This is a genomic window from Helicobacter valdiviensis, from assembly GCF_003245365.1.
Taxonomy (GTDB): Bacteria; Campylobacterota; Campylobacteria; order Campylobacterales; family Helicobacteraceae; genus Helicobacter_D; species Helicobacter_D valdiviensis.
Genome location: NZ_NBIU01000025.1, coordinates 15,521 through 32,785, shown reverse-complemented (window position 1 = coordinate 32,785; position 17,265 = coordinate 15,521). Strand labels below are relative to the sequence as shown.

Sequence of the window (17,265 nt, the reverse complement as noted above, 5' to 3'; positions counted from 1 at the left end):
ATATGATAATAATTCTAAAACTTTAACAGGTTTTATGTATCAAAAAGAGTTTGTGCCAAATAGATTGGATGTGTAAAAATTAATAGGGTAGATTGCTTCGTTGCTAGTGTTCCTTGCAATGACAGGGAGAGTCTTGTAATGACGCTCTTTTATGTCACTGCGAGACTTACGCAAGTAAGTCGTGGTAGTCTAAAAAACATTCTTTTGAATTTTTTAATATTTTAGTATAATTTTAAAAAAGGAGTTTTTATGCAAAAAGTAATGTGTATAGATTTGGATAGAAGAAAAGCTATGGGAAATATTAGAGATTTAGCATTTTTGGGTGCTTCTTTTAGTATGCTTTATAATCTAAGTGATATTAGCTTTTTACCTAATGAGGCAATAAAGATGGAAAGCTCTTATCAAAAATATTTAGCTTTAGAACTTCAATCTTTTTATATTCCTAGCAATCTTGTGTCTTTGTTGAATATTCAAAGTAGAAAAACCCCTCTTTATGTAAATGTTTTATTAAATAGCGACACAAAATATAAGTCTTATTTATTGCAATATGCCATAGAAGCTAAAAGAGAAGAAAATACCATTTATTCTTTGCAAAATTCTAAAGAAATTAATGAGGCTTTTAAGGATTTAGGTGCTTTAGAGAAAGCGTTACAAGAAAAAAATATTTATTTAAATTTCTTGGATTTAGAAGATAAAAGCAGTCTTTTGGAGTTTTATGGCTTTTTATTAAAAAATGAAAATCTAAAGCAACATTATTATTATGAAAATAATAAATTTTATGAGAAGATGAGCAAAAGAGATGAGTTGCTATCTACTCATACAAGTTTGGAGCTTTATACAATGCTTTTAAATGAATTTGAAACTTTGAATAAAGTAGAGCTTATTAGGATTTTAGAAGTTTTAGCTATGCATAATCTTACAAATTTGTTTTTAGCTAATCAAGAACAACAAAATTTAAGTAGTTTTGTAATGAATCTAAGGCTAAAAGCCTAGATTTAGTAAATGAGTGTTTGTTTTAAAAGAGGGAGTAGGTTGCTTTCAAAACCAAAAATTCTTTTATAGATTACATAGTTTGCAAGCACTTTTTTGCCATAAATCCTTGATTCTTCATAAGGTATCATCTCTATGCTATACCAAGGATCTAAAGGGTTGTTTTGTTTAAAAAGATAGTTTTTAGCCAAAAGTCTTCTTGTAAATCCTGGTCCTCCATTATAGGCATATGAAATAAACAAGGGATGTTTAAACTCCCTTAAAAGTGGTCTTGTAAAATATTCTGCATAACGCACATTAATATTTGGATTAAACATATCTAAATAGCCCACTTTTTTATCTTCTTTAAAATCTTTTGCAATTGCTTCTACATTAAAAGGCATAAGTTGCATAATCCCTAAAGCATAAGAAGTGGAAATTGCGGTAGGTATAAAAAGGCTTTCTTGTCTGCCTAGAGCATAAAGCAGTGCTTGAGTTTCTTTGCTAAATTTGGAGAAAATTTCAGGATAAGGGGTTAGAAAATATTCTTCCCCAGCTTTTTTGCTAAGCCATACAAAATGCGGAGTTGTATCTGTGTGATTTACTTTTTCTAATAAGGTTTTATCTTTTGTTTTTCTGTATGTTTGGAGGATTTTTTCCCATTCAAAAGGATCTTGTATGTTCCAATTAGCCTTTGTTTCTTTGGTGTCTATTGTATGGATAATGTTAAATTTTGGTTGGCTTTTAGTAAGTTCAATAGCAGCAAGAGAATAAATATCTATGTCTTTTTTTTCTACAAGTTGGTTTAGGAATTTTGTATCTTTAGAGGCTAGAAATTTCCAAAAAATTGCTCTATTTTGATCTAAGGATCGGTAAGATTTTTTTAAAGAAGTTTCTAATAGTGCAAGGGATTTAGCTTTATCTTGCTTTACAAAAAGAAAGTTCATTCCTAGATAAAAAGAGCTTTCATAGTCTAAAAACTGCTTGGAACTTGTATAATCTAAATCTAAAAAAGAATGGCTTAAAATACTCATATTTTGGGAAATCATAGCACTTTTTAGCATTCTTAAAAATGTAGAATTTTTTTGGCTAAGAAGTTGTGCCAATCTCTTTGGTGGAATTGGCTTGTTTAAATGTGTAGTTTTAAAGCTTTGTGAAACATTAAAATAAAAATTCCCTATAAAATTTGCATTTTCTTTAATGAGTTCATTAAAAGGATTTTTATGTGCGATTATAGCAAGACTTTTTGAAAGGGTGGGATTAACTTTGGTGAGCTTTTTTGAAAGTAAAGTAAGGGTTCTTTTATCTAGTGTTTCGGCCTTTTTTAGAGTGAGTGCTTTACTTATACAATTTGTATCTTGTTTGATGAGTTTTGATAGGGGCATTCTTTCGCAAATTGTTTTTAAAGAAAGGTTTTTATTGTCTCCCTTTTTAAAATAAAGCCCAAAAAGTTTGGTATTTTTGTTTTTGGCAAGCTTGTAAGCTTCGCTAGCTTCTTTTGGACTAATTTCTTGTTGCAAAAAAAGCCAAATATAAAAATCGCGTGAAACCCCTTTGGGTTGCTGTTTTAAATACTTTAAAGTTATGGGTTTGTGCGTGGGGGGCTGTGTAGCTTTAGCTTGCAGAAGAGCAAAAGAGACAAAAAGCAATAAAAAGAGATTTTTAAACATAATCTAGCCTTATAAATTTGAGAAATTTAAAAGAAGTTTGATGATAAAAAGATCAATAAACTTTAAACCTAAAAGAACGATAAGAGGTGCTAAATCTACTCCACTAATTACTGTTGGGATAAGTCTGCGGATTTTAGCATAAAGAGGCTCTGTAAGTTTGTAGAGGATTTGAACGATAGGATTGTAGGGATCAGGACGCACCCAAGAGATGATGGCTGCAATGATAATCACCCAAATATAAAGATTAATCACCATACTTAAAATTTGTGCAACTGCTTGAATAAATGTGCTTAAAACCATATTATTTCCTTAGAATATCTTTTAAAAAATTGCGTAAATATAAAAAGAGATCATTAAGCTCAGGACCATGTTCAAAACCAGTTAGCAAGTAGCGCAAAGGTTTAAAGAAGCGTTTTCCTTTGAGATTTGATTCTTGCATAGCTTTAGTTTTAAATTCTTCATAGCTAGTATTTTGCCAATCTAGGCTTTCTAGAAGCTTTAAAAGCGTATTGTGGAGTGTGTTAAATTCCTCTTTAAGCTCTAAAATTTCTCCTTCTTTTTCTTGCTCTAGTAGTTTGGTTTTATTAAAGAAGATACGATCTATTTTTGTTTTTAGCTCATTTAGAGTGCTGGCTTCTTGCAAGTAGAGTTTTGCTAAGCCACCAATGCTAGTATCTTTATAGCCTAAAAGTGCTGCTAAATCTAGTTCATTGAGGCGTTTAAAATGTTCTCTGTTTAAAAATCTTAATTTATCAATATCAAATCTGGCGGGAGCTTTTGCAATCCTTTTAATATCAAACCAAGAAATTGCCTCTTGCATTGTAAAAACTTCACAAGGGGTGTGGTTGCCAATTAAAATTAAATAATTTGCGATTGCTTGAGGTAAAAATCCTTCATTTAAGAGCCATTGCACACTTGAAGCATTATCTCTTTTACTCATTTTTTTACCTTCTTCATTGAGAATAATGGGTAAATGTGCAAATTGGATTTTTTTAGCATAATTTAGCCCCTTGTGGATTAGGATTTGCTTTGGGGTATTGCTTACATGATCTTCGCCTCTAACGATGAAATCTACATCATAAAGCATATCATCTACCGCACAAGCAAAATTATAAGTTGGAATACCATCTTCTTTTATGATTACAAAGCTATCTACCTCATTGCAATCAAATTTCACTTCACCTTTAATCTCATCATAAAAACTCATAGGTTCACTAGAGCCCTTTAGTCTAATTACAGGATTTGAATGAGAGTCTTTTTGCAAGAGAGCCCAAGAATCTTGGTATCTAAAAGCAATTTTGTTCTTTTTGGCTTCCTCTCTTTTGGCTTCTAAAAATTCTTTAGTGCAATAGCAATAAAATGCCTTGCCTTGCGAAATAAGATAATCGGCTAATTGCCTATGACGCGGAAAATTATTGCTTTGATAGACAAGATTATCCCAAGAAATTCCAAAAAGAGTTAGCAAAAACATAATGTCTTTGTCTTTGCCCTCTATATTTCTTGAAGTATCAGTATCTTCAATTCTTAGTAAAAAAGCCTCTCCTTTTTGCTTTGCAAGAATGTAATTAAAAATTGCTGCCCTTAAATTTCCTGTGTGCATATCACCCGTAGGGCTTGGTGCAAATCTAAGCATAAAAAACCTCTATAAATAAAATAAAACTTTGAGTAAGGATTTTAGCATATTTAAGTTAAATCCATTGTGAAATTTGGCAATTTTAAGGCTTAGTTTTAGTATTTACAAAGAGGAAAATTAATAAAATTCTTTTAAAGAAAATTAATTATTTTAAGATGGGTATAGATGTTTAAAAGAATATTTTTTGTATTAGTAATTTTTATGGGGATTGCAGAAGCTAAAGATTTTTTAAAAGTATTAGATGCTATGCAATTAACCCAAAAAGAAAGGGTGGCTATCAAAGTGGTTTTAGAAGATTATCATCAAGAAAGAAAGGTATATTATAAAAATATTAATCGCACAGAAGAGCTTATGTTTTCAGAACTGTTTCAAGGTAGGGTTGTGGATTTTGAAAAATATAAAGCGATATTAGAAGAGATTAATGAAGATTATGTAGAAGCACAGATTAAATTTTATAAGCTCTTATCCAAAAAGCTTGGCAAGGAGAGAATGCAGCAATTAGCACAAGAGATGTTAAAATAAAGGAGGAATAATGTATAAAATTTTAATTGTAGAAGATGATTTAGAGATGCAAAAATTGCTTGTAGATTTTTTAAAACAAAGCAATATGGAAGCATTTGCGACCCAAGATCCACAAGAAGCTTTAGAACTTTTAAAAAAAGAAAAATTCCATTTAGGAGTGCTTGATATTGGTTTGCCTAAGATGAATGGTTTGGAATTATGTCAGAAAATTAGGGAGTTTAGCGATATTCCTTTAATCATCTCATCAGCTAGAGGGGATATCTCTAGTAAAATTTTAGGGTTTGAGAGAGGTGCAGATGATTATTTGGCAAAGTCATATGAGCCTATTGAGCTTGTAGCTAGGATTAATGCACTTTTGAAGCGTTATGCAAACAATGAAACGCTAAATTTTCAAAATCTAAGCATTGATGTAAATAAAAGGCGAATTAGTTTAGATGGGGAGAATTTAGAGCTAACACCAGCAGAATTTGAAATTTTAGTATTGCTCTTAAGTAATCGTGGGAAGCCATTTTCTAGGGAGAGTTTAGCACAGGCTATTTCTACAATAGCCCCCGATTCTTCTCTTAGAAGCATTGATACACACATTAGAAATTTAAGAGGCAAATTAAAAGATGATGCTAAAGAGCCTAAATTTATCCAATCTGTTTGGGGTATAGGGTATAAATTTTGCGATTAAGAAGCTTTTATCCACCTTTGTTTTTGCAAATTTATGGGTTATTTTTCTTTTCTATCGTTTTAATTTGCGTGGTTGCTTATTCTTTTAATCTTTCAAATTTAGAACATAATAAAGAAAGAATTATGAATTCTACTCTTTCATTTGCACAGCAATCTATGATTGAGTTTGTAGGGGGAGATGTTAAGAGTTTAGAGAGGTATTTAAAGGCAAATGGATTTGTGATTTTAGAGGAATTGCCACAAAATTTTAGTATTCTTTATGAAAATAATAACTCTTTAGCAAAGATTAAGCTGTATAAATCTAAGCAATTTTATGGCTTTATGCTAGATTATTTGGGGGATAGATTTGTAGCGCAAAAAGATGTAAAAGAAGAGATTTTTTATGATAGCTCTATCAACCTTTGGTTTGTTTTGCAAATAGTTTTGTTGCTTTTGATTTTTGGGTTTTTACTTACAGCTTTACAGCCCCTTAAAGTGCTAAAAAATGCAATAGAGGCATTTGCTAGGGGTAAATATGATCTTAAAATTCCTATCCCTAAAGAACCTCAACAAGCTATGTTGGCGCTTAGTTTTAATAATATGGCAAGTAAAATTTCACATTTGCTAAAAGTTAGGGAGCTTGTTTTAAGAAATATAGGACATGAGCTTAAAACTCCTATTGCAAAGGCTAGATTAAGCTTAGAGTTTTTGCCAAAAAGCCCTCATAAAGATCAAATGGCACGATCTATTAATGATTTAGATCATCTTATTACTAAAATTCTAACTTTTGAAAAGATACAAGAGGGTAGGGAGTTGCTGGATTTTAAGAGTTTTGGGATAGATACTCTTATGCTAGAAACGCTTGGTGGAATAAACATTACACAAGAGGATTTAGAGCTAGAATTAAAAGAGATTTATAGTGTTTATGGGGACTTACATTTTTTATCTATTGTGATTAAAAATCTTATTGAAAATGCGTATAAATACAAAAGTAAAGGTAAAATTTTAGTAGAGAGTATAAGGCAAAAAAATAGAAAGATTTTAAGCATTAGTAATTTTGGAGAGCCTCTAAGCAAGGAGATTGGTTATTATTTAGAGCCTTTTTATAGGGATAGTAAGCATGAGCATATTTTGGGATATGGATTAGGACTTAGTATTGTAAAAGGAATTTTAGAATTGCATAATTTTATATTATCTTATGAATACAAAGAGGGCAGGCATTATTTTTTAATAGATTTTGGAGAAATTTAATGGAATATATTGGGATTGATTTAGGTAGTAATTCTTTGCGTGCAGTTAGAATGGACAAAGATTTAAAAAGCAAGGGTGAATATGAATGCACAATCCGTATTTCTGAAGAGTTGCAAAGCAAGGGTATCATAGGAGAAAGGGCAATAAATAGGCTTTTAGAGGCACTTTATGAGCTTAAAAGGGTTTTAAAAATTACACAAGAGGATAGAATATTTGCTATTACTACAGAAGCTATGCGTAAGGCAAGGAATAAAGAAGAGGTATTGAAGCTTTGTTTAAAGAAGTGTGGGATTAGTTTTAAAATCATTAGCGGAGAGGAAGAAGCAAGGCTTACAGCACTAGCTCCTAAAAGAGCTTTAAAAGAGATTTCTAAAAAGAATAAAGAGTTTCAAAAAGATTGCTATGTAGTAGTGGATATGGGGGGTGCAAGTAGCGAATTTATCTTTTGTAAAAATCAAGAAATATTTGCCAAAAGCTTTAAAATAGGGATTGTAACCGCTAAAGATAGATACCAAAATTTACAAGGCTTATTGGAAAATAAACAAGAGATTTTAAAGCCTATTGTGGAATTTGTGAAAAAAGCTAAAAAAGAAGGGTTTAATGCAGAATTTTTAATCGCAAATAGTGGAATACCTACTAGCATATATGCTTTTAAAGTAGGGCTTGAAAACTATCATAAAATAAAATATGAGGGTGCCAAGCTGACACAAGAAGATTTTTTGGAGCAATTGGCGAAGTTTTTAAGTTTAAGTCTTTTGCAAAAGATTGAATTAGTGGGGAAGTATAGGGCAGATGTGATAGATATTGGGGTTTATTTGTTTTTATTTTTTATGGAGGCATTAGGTTTTAGTGAGGTTCTTGTAATGGATGAGGGGCTAAGAGAAGGCGTGGTGATAGACGCCCTAGAAGCTATATCTTAGATTAGCATTTAAGCTCCAATCAATGTTTAAATCCCCAAAAAAGCTTTTTTCATAATCTAAACTTATGCGAGTATTTTTGCTAAGTGCATAAGAGGTATTTAGATTAATAAACGCTCTTTCATCTTTTAAGCCTTCAAAATATCTTATGCCAGCAAAATCGCCAAAGCTTTTCTTGCCAGACTTTCTTAAATCGCTCATATAGCCAATTCCAGCCCTTAGATTTAAAGAAGAGTTATTAAGATTATTAATACCGCTAAAAAGTGCTGTTTTTAAGACAAGAGGCACATAAGAATCCATATGGATTTTTACAATCTCATTGGAAAGTTGGATGCTATCTACATAGCCACTAATAAGTTCTATTTGGGGTTCAAGATAAAAATTATCAAACTTTTTTCTATATCCTGCTTCAATGCTTGCTATGATGTTGTTGGAAGCATTTGCATTGAGTGTAGAATTTTGTGTATTTGGGATAAAGCTTGCACTCATATCATTTTCATATCTAATGTATCTTAGAACCCCATCTATATAAAATCCATTATTAAATAAAAAGCTTAGATAATTCCCAATTCCATAACCTTTACTTGTAGCATTAAGAGAGTTTGAATCTAGCTTTGTGTGGGTGAAATTTAGCATAATTCCACTATAGAGATTAAAGGTTTTAAAGCTGTTTTGCTTGTCAAATCCACTTTGCACTTCAAAATAATTTCCGCTATTGTAGTTATCGCTTAGTTTGCCACCAAAAGTCCTTACCCATAATCCATAAGAATAAGGATTGTCTCTAAGTTCTCCCATTCTTTTTTGGAGATTGTTCCATTCTGCAATGTAATTTAAGATGAAATGATCAGTGAGTGAATTAGCAGTTTTTAGTGCTTGTGTGTTATTGCTTGTATGGAAATAAGAGGGGTTTTGATTAGGCTGGTTTTGATTAGGATTTTCAGGATTAGGATTTTCAGGATTTTTCGCTGTGCTTATAAGCTCCCAAGTGGCATTTTCTGTATTGTGGTTAAATTCTACATTTGGAGAATAGATGCTAAAACCATGTTCTATATTTGGAATGGTAAAATAATTTTGATTAATTTTGCTTTGTGTGTCTTTTAAAGAAGCAAGTAGAATCTTAGTATCTTTTGGATTTTCTTTGGTAAGAAAGTTTAAAAGTAAGGTATTGTTTCCTCCTTGTGTTTTATGGGTGCTAAGGATTGTATCGCTTTTAGCATTTTTTAAATCAACATTGAGTTTAAAAGTGGAATTTGTTGCATAGAGATTTTTTGTGTGTATGCTTCCAAAAACAAGGGGATTATCCATTAATGATACATTTTTAGCGGTAATATTGCCTTTAAAATGAGATTGAGATAAATGGACAAAATAGTCTTTTTTTGGTAGATTGGTTTGTGTAATATTTCCTTCAAAAATTGTATTTTGGATAAAGGCATTAGAATTATCTAAAATCAAGTTTCCTTTAAAATAGACTTCTTTTATGGGAGACTCTTCTTTGCTTTTTATTTCTTGTTTGTAGAACATTTCTTTACCAATTCCTGTGAAATAATCATAGCCATAATCTTCAATATTGTTATTGTGGTAGATATTTTGTGTGTCTAGCTCATCAATAGTCCTTAAGTCGCTTCCTAAAATTACATTAGAATTTTTTGCATATAATTTTTCTGTTTGCATGTTTGCATAAGAGCCTAGTTTTAATTCGGTATTTTCTAGATTAATTTCTTTGAGGGTAAAAATACGATTTTCCCAATCTTCTTGAGTAAGGCTAACTCCTTTTGTGAGTGCAGTTTGCCCTAATTTTTGGAGATTTTTGAGGGTTTGCTCATCAATGCTTGCATGCACAATAGGATGTCCTTGAAAGCTTAGATTGGAATTTTTAATTTCCATAAATCCTTTTGGATTATAGATATTCCCATCAAAAACTAGACCTTTAGAATCTTGAATATTTAGATGAAAATTATTATCACTCACAATATTCCCATGATAAATATAATCTTGAGAGTTTATAAAAGTAAGTTTTGCATGATCTTTTTGGCTTGTAATAAAGACATTATTGGAATTTGCTTTGATGGAGCTTGTGCTTAGGCTTTGTCCATTTAAATCCAGTGTTCCGCCATTTAAGTAGAGCGTGTTAAAGTTAATATTGTCCGCACTAGAAATTTTAAGTGTTCCGCCATTGATATAAATCTCTCCAAATTTTTCACCTTTGCCTATTAGGCTTACTAAGCCTTCTCCCATTCTAAGTCCAGAATTTAAGTTGGAGCTTAGAATTTCTAGTTCACCTTGCCCCATTTTATAGAGAAAATCGTTTTCTTTTAGTAGGGCATTATAAGTTACTTTTGCTTGTGCATCAGTGTAGATTCCCCCTCCTATTAGCCATTTATCTCCAGTGATTTCCCAATTAGAATTTGGGGTAAAGTTTAGCACACTTGCACCCATATCTGCATTTTCAACAAGAGAGAGAATTCCTTTTTGATGGAAGTATAAATCTTTACTATTAGCCATTTCTTTAATGCGTTTTTCATAATCTGTGCGATTGGTATTGTTAAAAGTAACAAGTCCTGAATATTTTTTGCTAATAAATTCTACACCTTGAATGGTTTTTCCATTATGTATTAAGCTTTGGTTGTTTAAAGTATAGTTTCCCCCAGCTATATTGATGGTTCTATTTGCTTTAAATTCATCAATAAGAGGTTGATTAATGAGTGCGTAATCTACTAGGGTGCAGTTAAATCCTGTGGCAAAATTGAGCGTGCAATCACTTCCGCTAATTACTCCAATAAGATACCATTTTTTATCCATTTTATCATAAACATAAAGTGCAGAACCAGAATCGCCAGGAGCAGAAGAGCTAGTGAAATCATTTCTAATATTTTTATTAAAATTTTCAAATCTCAAAAAGAAATTGTAGCGAATATCTTCTTTATCTCCTAGAGTTACAAAGCCTCCAGTATGATATTTATCATCTTGCGCTATTTTTATGGGACTTACTTGTGAGCTTATATCTCCAATTCCTTGAACTCCAGTCCCTTCTCTTACAAAAAATTCATATCTATCTTTGTTGTATAGTTTTCCTTTGCCTTGTGAAAAATCTTCACTTTCTTGAAAATTGTCTTTATATCTTAGTGATTCATTTTGCTCATTTTTATTTTTTAAGGAGATAAAATCAAGCTCTTTGCTTAAGTTTGCACTTGCATTGAGGTTTAATTTTTGCATTTTAAAGACTGCAAAGTCTATATCATAATTTCTTCGGTTTCTAAAATCATTGCTAGCACCTACAACTCTATTGGCAACATTGGCAAAATGCAAGACATCTCCTTGTTTAAAAGGTGCTAAAGAAGGTGAGGAATTTTTATCATACCAAGTCATGTGTGCAGCACTTACTATATAGGATTGCCCGATATTTGTGAATTCTCCTTTTAAGCGTCCGCTAACATTTGTAGCAGAAAAATCTATCATAGGTGCATTAAGAGTAATTTTCTTACTAGAGTCTTTAGAAGCAATGCTGATATTTTCACTGCCTACTTTAAATTTTCCTTTATTGAGTGCGAAATCTAAATAATCTTGGTAAGAGAAGTTGGGATCTACAACAGAGGAAAAAGCAAGTGAAGAGGAAAAAATAAATAAAAAATATCTCTTTTTCATGAAATAATCCTTTATATATTAATTATGTTTAATTTTAACATAATTAAAAGAAAAAGTAGCAAAAAGAAATATTAAGAAAATATTTAAAAAATTAATTTTAAGCAATTAGGGGGATTGTAGTTTAAAAATGGATGAAATTGAGGATTAATTTTTTTCTGCTATATAAACACCTATTAAAACTAAAATGGCACCTAAAATAAGTGAAATTTCTAAATTTTTATCCACAAAAATAAAAGAGGTGATGAGGGTAAAAATTGGAGTAAGATATACATAAAGATTTGTTTTGGTTTCCCCTATTAATAAAGTAGCTTTATTCCATGCTATAAAGCAAAGACAAGATGAAAAAATAGCTAAAAATATGAGGTTTGATATGACATTTATATCCAAAAATAAATGACTATTAAAATTTAATGGAGGAAAAAAAGGAATGAAAATAAAGGTAAAAATTATGCCATAAAAAATAATTTTTCTTGTTGCAATTAATAGATAATTTTGTGGGATTTTGGGAATAATTAAAGCATAAAATACCCAACCAAATGTGGCAATAAATGCAAAGAAGTCTCCTAGTAAATTTGGCGTAAAATTTAATTCTTTAAAATGCAAGATAAAAATTCCTATTAATGCTATAAAAGCCCCTAAATAAAAACTAAAATGTATTTTTTCTTTTTTATGTAAGAACGAAAAAAAACCTACAAATATAGGAATTGTAGCTATAATAATGCTTACATTAGGTGCATTATGGTGTGTTAGGGCAAGATTTAAAAAAAGATTATAAATGCAAATTCCAAAAAATCCAGCTATTGCCAATAATAATTCCTCTTTAAAGGATAAAAGAAGTATTGTTGGTTTTATAAGCAATAAAAAAATATATCCTACTAAAAATTGCAAAATCAAAAGTTCCATTGCTCCAAAATATTGAAGAAGAATTTGGCTTGAAACATATAAAGAAGACCAAAAAAATACACTAAAAAAAGCTAGAATATGTCCTAATAATTTTTTATGCATCTTTATTAAGCCTTTAAGGATTTAAATCTTTAAGGTTTTTATGAAGACGCACTAGATAATCTCTTCCTAAATCTATTTTGTCATAAATCCAGCTCCATAAAGCCCAAATATAATTAGAAAGAATCTGTCCCTCTAAAATTTCTTGTCTTGTTATTTTTCCATAGAGATGGATTATTTTTTCTATTTGTTTTTCTTCCAATTCTAGTTCTGCACTTAGATTACCAAGCTCCCAAATATAGGAGCTAAATCCAGAGTATTCAAAGTCAATCAATTTAATATCTTTTCCATTGTAAAGGATATTTGGCAGTTGTAAATCTCTATGGCATAAGATAAAATCCATTGTATCAATTTTTGAAGCAATGTCTAAAATCTTTTTATGTTCTAGCTGTGTTACAAGCTTTATTTTAGCTAAAGATTCGTAATTGTTAATTTCATTAACCATAAAAATAGGAGTGAAATTAGGATAATCTTTCAAGTTTTTAGAATGCAAAATTTTAATTTTCTTGATTAATAATTCTAGGACGCCTTCTTGGCAAATCTCTTCTTTTGTTAGAGGTTTGTAGCCTTGTAAAAAAGTGCTTAGCTTTAAACCGTTATTGTAAAATTCATTTTGTGCGGTTAGATGATTGGGTAAAATAGAAAGAATTTTTTGCTCATTATTTGGATTAATGATTTGGTTTAATTTGGGTCTTGAAATTCTTAAAACTTTTTGTTTATTTTGAAAGTTGATTTTATAGTTTATATTTGTAACGCTAAAGAGTTTTTGGATTTTTCCATCACTGGAACATTGTTTGGCTATCTCTTCAGGGGTGATTAATCTGGCACATAAGGCATCTTCAATGCAGTCAATTTCAGTATAAAAGTTTTCACAATAAGAAATATAAAAGTCTATTTTGTGTAAAGAATTTTTAATACAAGCTTCCCAATAGTCTTGAGTGGAGCATTTTAAGAGGCTATTTTTTAAAGTTTGAATATCTTGTGGATTGTCTAAAAAAGCAATCCCATCTCCATAGCCATTTGTAGCATTTGTGTCAATTTCTATTAGTTTGGAATTTTCATCGGTTAAATAACCCCAAAAAGGTGCGTTAGTAATCTTTTGGGCTAGAAATTGATTGGAATTAAATCTTAAGAATTGACTAAACTCTTTATTGATAAATAAATCCCCATTTAAAATAAATGTCCCTTTTTGGATAAGATTGCTTACATATTGTAAGGTTGCAGCACTGTTTTTGTTCTTGTAATCTTTGTAGAAAATTTGCTTAAAACCTAATTTCTTTTCTAAAGGAGTAAAGAGATGATTTTTGTATCCAGTAATCACAAAAATTTCTTTTACTCCTAATTTTTTAAGATAGAAAATCATATTTTCCAAAAGTGTTTTCCCTCGGATTTCTAGGAGTGGTTTAGGTTTGTTGAGGGTAAGGGGTCTTAGGCGTTTTCCTTCTCCAGCTGCAAGAATAATGGCTCTCATAGTTTGCCTTGTAAAATCTGATCAATTTTTTCTATAAGTGCTTCTTCAGAAGTGCCAATATTATAAATATTTTCTTCTCTTAGCTTTTTAAATCTTTGGGCTTCTTTTGCAAAATCAATGTTTGAAAGGAGGGATTTTAGAGTGAAAAAGTTTTTTGCTAATTTATCTTTTAAAATATATTCATTTTCTTTTGTGTTTTTTGGAGGGTATGGCATATAAAAAAAGCAAGGGCGTAAAGTGGCATAAGAATAAAGAAAAGATGTTGTGCTCCAATCTGTGATTAAAAAATCTGAAAAATTAAAATAATCATAACCTTGTTTTTCATCAAAACTTAGGCGTTTTTCTTCTTTAAATCTTGCTTTAATGAGACTGTAAAAATTGTGATTGCTAGCAGTATTAAAAGGGTGTGCTCTATAAGAAATATTATAATTTGTATTTTTTAAAAGCCATTCTATAATATTCCCATCAAATCCCGCAAAAGCATTCAAATCTGTATTACGAACATTATCCACATAACGCAAAGTAGGTGCATAAGTGATTGTATTACTGTTGTGGTATTGGTAGTTGGCTATTAAATTATCAAGTTGGGGGTAACCGCAAGGCAAGAGTGTGATATTTGTATTTTTGGTTGCTTGTTTAAAAGAGGCTAAAGCACTAGCTGAGGGAACATTGATATAATCTACTTGATTAGTGGAACCACAATCATAAGTTAATCTGTGGGGCATATAAATTCTTTTGGCGCTTTTGCTTAAAAACTCTCTATCAATCTTGCCATCAAGATAGCCTACCTCATCTGCTGTAATGATTAAATCAATCCCTTCTATATCGGCATTTAAGTAGTAGGTTTCTCCATTTTCAACTACTCTCCAAGGAAAAAGAATGTTAAAATGTGAGCTTTTTTCAAATGTATCGTTTAAAATTCTATCTACCACTGTAATGACATTATATTTTTGTTTTAATTTTTGCACCAAGTTTCCATATTGGGAGCGATAGGTTGGATAATAGGAGATAAAGACAATATTTTTCTTTGTTTGGGAAAGATTGGCTTGAATATTTTTTTTCCCAAGTGATATAAAGGCATTGATTTGTTCTTGTGCAGTCATAATAGTTCCTCATCTAGTGAAATTTTTAAGTTATTTTGATGGTTTGCAATTTTTTTAATGATTTGCTTTAAATTATCAAAAGAATGCGTAATATAGGAAGTTTTAAGCAATAAAAGATTGAATTTGTCTTGATTGAATTCAATGCTTCTAAAAGAAGGCAAATATAAGATGCTTGGTCTTTGATAAAGAGTGCTAAAGGTAAGTGCTAAAATGGAAGCGTCGCTGATTAAAAGGGAGCTTTTTTTAGCTTGGGTTAGACTAGAGATTAATTTTAGGTTTGTGCGGGGGGGGGGGGATTTATCGCATCTAAAATGATTTTATTGTATTCTTTTGTTGTGTTTGGGTGAGGCAAAAAGAGAATGCTTGTAATCTCTTTAACCTCTAAAAGCAATTCTAAAACTTGAGCATGGTAGCCACAAAGACAATTTGCATGCAAAAGGTCTGTTTTTTGGATAAAGCTGGGTGAATAGACAATTTCCATAATTTCTCCTTTAATTTTTATCTTGATATTTTTTGGGAAGTTCCATCCATTCACTTGCTGCTTTTTTGACAACTTCTAAAGTAGCGTCCATTCCTCCAGCTAGTGAAAATAGCCAAAATTTATGTGCATAGAGCCAATCAATCTGTTTTACTTGCTTTTCAATGAGTGTAGTTACAGGACGCACGACAATTTTAGCAAGATCAAGTTCTTGATGCACGATGTAAGATTGCACGGCATCTGAGAAAGTTTTAATAAACAAATCTTCTTGAAAATACAGCTTAATCTCATCTACTTCATCTAAGATTTTTTCCATTTTAGGGAAGTTGATTTTTTCTAACTTATTTTCCCTATTGAGTTTTTCTAGCTCTTCTGTCATTTTGACTACTTTTAGGAAAGCTTTTTCAATAATCTTTTTCTTTTTGTAACCATAATCAAGATATTCTTTGATTTTAGCTTTGATAAGTTTTTCATAATCTTTAATTTGTGCTTTTGTGGGTTCTGTAAGCTTGATAGGTTTTTTAGCTTTGTCTTTACTAAGTTCTAATGCTTCTTTAAAACTCATTTCTTTTGTGCCATTTATTCTAGCTCCGCCCTCTGTTGCATTGATCACTTCTAAAGGATAAGGGGTTTCAGCAATATCTTTTTCAAAGAAGTTTAAAAACATCTTCCATACGCTTGTGGTTTCTACATAGCCATCACCCCCATAAGCTGGGATTAAAATCTTGTTTGCAATATTTTCTTGCACCTTATATTGTGCTTCCTTTTCACCAAAAATTGCATCTTTAGAGTGGGTTTTGCCATCAGGTGCAAAAGCTAAATCTTGTCCTATAAAAATACATCTCTCAAAGCGAGAATACACAACAAGTTCATAAGCCATATTAGCAGCACTCATACCAATTCCCGCATAACCATAATCTTTTAAATCAAAAAATCTTGTATAACCAAAAGGACGCATACTAAAACTTTTTATTCCTTTTGTAATTGCTTCACTTGTAGCTTTATGGACTATGCTAGTGAGTGCAAAAATTACACCCTCTTGTGCTTCTTTTGGGGTTTTGATGAAGAAATCTGCAGTAGGTTCTACCCTCTCTAGCGTTACGACAATATCAGGCTTTATACCATTTTTATAAAGAATAGGGAAAGAAGCATCTACGCTAATAATTGTAACATAAGGTGCATATCCTTTTAAAAGCTTTAATTGCTTGTATAAAGAAGGACCTGTGGATACAATAACTGCAGTTTTTGTGTTTGTAGCATTTTTTAAAAGATTTTGCAAACTAGGGGAAGTAATTAATTTTGGCAAATTTTGAATATGATGTCTTAAACCAATAAGAGCATCAGTAGAGTCATTTCCTACAGCTACTACATGGTGTTCCATACTTCTTGTTAAGATATTATTAATCTCTAAGCATTCTTGCGAATAACGCCCATAATAGTTATTATAAAGATGTAAATTATAGATTTTAGAATAAATCCATTGTCCTTCTTGAACAAGATATTGATCAATCTCTCCAAAATTTACGGTTTTACTCCAAAAAATTAGTAATCTTTCTTCTAAAATCTCTTTTTCAAAGTCTGCAAAATTAAGTGCAATATAGATAATCTCTAGCTCTGGTTCAAAGACAAAAAGCTTTTTAAGTCCTTTAATTCCTAAAAGATATTTATGAAAAATACCATTTCCAAAACCAAAGAAATATAAAAAAGGATAGAGTCTAAACTTTTCAAATTCTTTAATTTTTTGTGAAATTTCTGCTAAAGGTTCTTCTTTAAAAAGTGCAATTTGTGCTTCTTTGTCATAAATATTGATATTAAGCGGATCAGAGCCTACAAAAACTTCATATTTTTTGTTGGGTTCTAGTAGTCTTAGCTGTCCTGCTAGGAGGGGATTTTTTTTCTCTAAGGCTTGTAGATTTTTTTCTAGGCGTGGGTTTAGATTAGACATAATTCTTC

General features: G+C 30.9%; 15 protein-coding genes. 5 read left to right on the top strand and 10 right to left on the bottom strand.

Features of this window, described 5'->3' with window-relative positions; all coding sequences use genetic code 11:
- Nucleotides 1-249: 249 nt before the first annotated feature.
- Entirely contained in the window at nucleotides 250-993 is a 744-nt protein-coding gene (locus B6S12_RS08045) for a hypothetical protein (RefSeq protein ID WP_111230285.1), read from the top strand.
- A gap of 2 nt (nucleotides 994-995) precedes the next feature.
- Here the strand turns inward: B6S12_RS08045 and B6S12_RS08040 are convergent, their stop codons facing one another.
- The 3 genes from B6S12_RS08040 to gltX are packed head-to-tail and all read right to left on the bottom strand — an operon-like array spanning nucleotide 996 to nucleotide 4,272.
- Complete coding sequence (locus B6S12_RS08040) at nucleotides 996-2,639, bottom strand: lytic transglycosylase domain-containing protein (protein WP_111230284.1); 1,644 nt, start codon at nucleotides 2,637-2,639, stop codon at nucleotides 996-998.
- Nucleotides 2,640-2,648: 9 nt separating this feature from the next.
- The gene (locus B6S12_RS08035; protein ID WP_111230283.1) at nucleotides 2,649-2,939 is read right to left on the bottom strand and encodes a YggT family protein; all 291 of its coding nucleotides are present in this window, start codon (nucleotides 2,937-2,939) and stop codon (nucleotides 2,649-2,651) included.
- Nucleotide 2,940: 1 nt separating this feature from the next.
- Nucleotides 2,941-4,272 (bottom strand): glutamate--tRNA ligase, encoded by a 1,332-nt coding sequence (gene gltX / locus B6S12_RS08030; RefSeq protein ID WP_111230282.1) that lies wholly within the window; start codon nucleotides 4,270-4,272, stop codon nucleotides 2,941-2,943.
- A 165-nt stretch (nucleotides 4,273-4,437) separates the two neighbouring features.
- On the opposite strand from gltX, the gene B6S12_RS08025 reads away from it, so the two are divergent.
- The 4 genes from B6S12_RS08025 to B6S12_RS08010 are packed head-to-tail and all read left to right on the top strand — an operon-like array spanning nucleotide 4,438 to nucleotide 7,619.
- Nucleotides 4,438-4,794 carry a hypothetical protein gene (locus B6S12_RS08025; RefSeq protein ID WP_111230281.1) on the top strand — a complete coding sequence of 119 codons (357 nt, stop codon included), beginning with the start codon at nucleotides 4,438-4,440 and terminating at the stop codon, nucleotides 4,792-4,794.
- A 10-nt stretch (nucleotides 4,795-4,804) separates the two neighbouring features.
- Nucleotides 4,805-5,470, top strand: a complete 666-nt coding sequence (locus B6S12_RS08020; RefSeq protein WP_111230280.1) for a response regulator transcription factor — start codon at nucleotides 4,805-4,807, stop codon at nucleotides 5,468-5,470.
- A complete protein-coding gene (locus tag B6S12_RS08015) occupies nucleotides 5,461-6,699 on the top strand; it encodes an ATP-binding protein (protein WP_111230279.1) in 1,239 nt (412 codons plus the stop codon). The genes B6S12_RS08020 and B6S12_RS08015 overlap by 10 nt, the downstream gene beginning before the upstream one ends.
- Nucleotides 6,699-7,619, top strand: coding sequence for a Ppx/GppA phosphatase family protein (locus B6S12_RS08010; protein WP_111230278.1), 921 nt, complete (start codon nucleotides 6,699-6,701; stop codon nucleotides 7,617-7,619). The genes B6S12_RS08015 and B6S12_RS08010 overlap by 1 nt, the downstream gene beginning before the upstream one ends.
- Here B6S12_RS08010 and B6S12_RS08005 read toward each other — a convergent pair.
- From B6S12_RS08005 to B6S12_RS07980, 7 genes are all read right to left on the bottom strand, one after another.
- Nucleotides 7,602-11,258 (bottom strand): autotransporter outer membrane beta-barrel domain-containing protein, encoded by a 3,657-nt coding sequence (locus tag B6S12_RS08005; RefSeq protein ID WP_111230277.1) that lies wholly within the window; start codon nucleotides 11,256-11,258, stop codon nucleotides 7,602-7,604. The two genes, B6S12_RS08010 and B6S12_RS08005, sit on opposite strands and share 18 nt — an antisense overlap.
- 144 nt (nucleotides 11,259-11,402) lie before the next feature.
- Nucleotides 11,403-12,263, bottom strand: coding sequence for a DMT family transporter (locus B6S12_RS08000; RefSeq protein ID WP_111230276.1), 861 nt, complete (start codon nucleotides 12,261-12,263; stop codon nucleotides 11,403-11,405).
- 13 nt (nucleotides 12,264-12,276) lie between these two features.
- Nucleotides 12,277-13,731 (bottom strand): sugar phosphate nucleotidyltransferase, encoded by a 1,455-nt coding sequence (locus B6S12_RS07995; RefSeq protein WP_111230275.1) that lies wholly within the window; start codon nucleotides 13,729-13,731, stop codon nucleotides 12,277-12,279.
- Nucleotides 13,728-14,834 (bottom strand): CDP-glycerol glycerophosphotransferase family protein, encoded by a 1,107-nt coding sequence (locus tag B6S12_RS07990; protein ID WP_111230274.1) that lies wholly within the window; start codon nucleotides 14,832-14,834, stop codon nucleotides 13,728-13,730. The genes B6S12_RS07995 and B6S12_RS07990 overlap by 4 nt, the downstream gene beginning before the upstream one ends.
- A complete protein-coding gene (locus tag B6S12_RS11130) occupies nucleotides 14,831-14,995 on the bottom strand; it encodes a hypothetical protein (protein WP_181451011.1) in 165 nt (54 codons plus the stop codon). The genes B6S12_RS07990 and B6S12_RS11130 overlap by 4 nt, the downstream gene beginning before the upstream one ends.
- A 110-nt stretch (nucleotides 14,996-15,105) precedes the next feature.
- Nucleotides 15,106-15,315 carry a hypothetical protein gene (locus tag B6S12_RS07985; RefSeq protein WP_111230273.1) on the bottom strand — a complete coding sequence of 70 codons (210 nt, stop codon included), beginning with the start codon at nucleotides 15,313-15,315 and terminating at the stop codon, nucleotides 15,106-15,108.
- Nucleotides 15,316-15,325: 10 nt separating this feature from the next.
- The gene (locus B6S12_RS07980) at nucleotides 15,326-17,257 is read right to left on the bottom strand and encodes a motility associated factor glycosyltransferase family protein (RefSeq protein WP_181451010.1); all 1,932 of its coding nucleotides are present in this window, start codon (nucleotides 17,255-17,257) and stop codon (nucleotides 15,326-15,328) included.
- Nucleotides 17,258-17,265 lie beyond the last annotated feature (8 nt).